This window comes from Bacillus cereus group sp. BfR-BA-01316 (assembly GCF_022664195.1).
GTDB lineage: Bacteria > Bacillota > Bacilli > Bacillales > Bacillaceae_G > Bacillus_A.
In genome coordinates this window covers 1-1,579 of record NZ_JAKUGX010000073.1, presented here as the reverse complement: position 1 = coordinate 1,579, position 1,579 = coordinate 1, and the positions used below count along the sequence as shown (strand labels likewise).

The window sequence follows — 1,579 nt, the reverse complement described above, 5'->3', positions numbered from 1 at the left end:
TAATGAGAAAGGGTGACGTGCTTTTTATGAATATGCATCAAAAACAAGAGCTGTCTTTATTTGCCGAAGAGTTATATCGATATATGTCTCCCGCTACACTTAATCAATTAGCTATAGAAGCAGGTGGAATGAAACGAAAACGTAAGTGCCATGGGCACCATTTTTTATCTTTGTGTGTATGGTTAAATCAACAAATCGCTACAACCTCTCTTACTCAACTTTGTAGTCAATTAGAAACTTCAACAGGAATTTTATTAAGTCCTGAGGGACTGAATCGACGATTTAACTCGGCTTCTGTAGCCTTCTTTCGAAATGTATTTACTACACTTCTACAAGCTAAAATTGGAGGATCATCTACAATTTCTCATTCTCTTTCTGCTTACTTTGAGCGGATTCGCATCCTTGATTCTACAACCTTTCAAGTTCCAGATCGATTCGCAGCTACTTATCCTGGTGCCGGAGGCTGTAGTCATACAGCTGGTGTGAAAATTCAATTAGAGTATGACTTGTTGAGTGGAGAGTTTTCTGATGTGAAAATTGAACCAGGAAAACGAAGTGATCAGGCATATGGGGCGACTCGAATGGACATGACACAAAAGAATGAACTATATATTCGTGACTTAGGGTATTTTCGTTTACAAGACTTTAAATCGATCCAAGATAAGGAAGGGTATTATTTATCGCGTCTTAAATTACCAACTAAAATATATAGAAAAGAATTCGAAACAGTGGTATTTAAAACAAAACCTGCTCAATTGAGACCGGTATATATACAAATTCATTTGGAAGACATCATGAACCAATTACAACCTGGCCAAGTGTATGAATTACATGATGTATATGTAGGGAGCAAAGACAAACTACCCACTCGCATTGTGGTTTATAGATGTACAGAGGAGCAAAAACAGAAACGTCTACATGATCGAGCTATTCGTGAAAAGAAAAAAGGGATTACATATACAGAGCGTACGAAACTTTTACAAGGAATTACGGTATATATGACAAACATTCCTACGGAATGGGTACCGAAAGAGAAAATCTATGATTTATATTCACTGCGTTGGCAAATTGAGCTGTTATTTAAAATATGGAAATCTTGGTTTCGAATTCATCGTTGTAAATCTATTAAACAAGAGCGATTAGAATGCCACCTTTATGGACAACTCATTAGTATCCTATTATGTTCTTCTACTATGTTTAAAATGAGAGAACTCCTGTTACGTAAGAAACAGAAAGAACTAAGTGAATATAAAGCGATGTACATAATTAAAGATTATTTCTTACTTTTTCATCAAGCACTACATAAAAACACCCAAGAATTATCAAAGATTCTCCTTCGTCTGTTTAACCTCCTACAGCGAAACGGACGAAAATCTCACAGATATGAGAAAAAAACAGTCTTTGATATTTTAGGTGTTGTGTATGAGTATACCACTTCTGCCCATCAGGTAGCATAGCGAAAAATTTGAAACCCGTCAGGGTTTATTTGATGTGCCTACTTTTATAACATCTATAAAAGATAATAAAAAACTACGTGGAAAGACCGCATTTTGTATAAAAATATACGTTAAGTTGATGG

1 protein-coding gene is annotated in these 1,579 nt (G+C 35.5%); it reads left to right on the top strand.

Annotation, left to right across the window (positions count from 1 at the left end; genetic code table 11):
- Nucleotides 1-26: 26 nt before the first annotated feature.
- Nucleotides 27-1,457 carry an IS4-like element ISBce2 family transposase gene (locus MR071_RS24935; protein ID WP_080019313.1) on the top strand — a complete coding sequence of 477 codons (1,431 nt, stop codon included), beginning with the start codon at nt 27-29 and terminating at the stop codon, nt 1,455-1,457.
- Nucleotides 1,458-1,579: the final 122 nt, after the last annotated feature.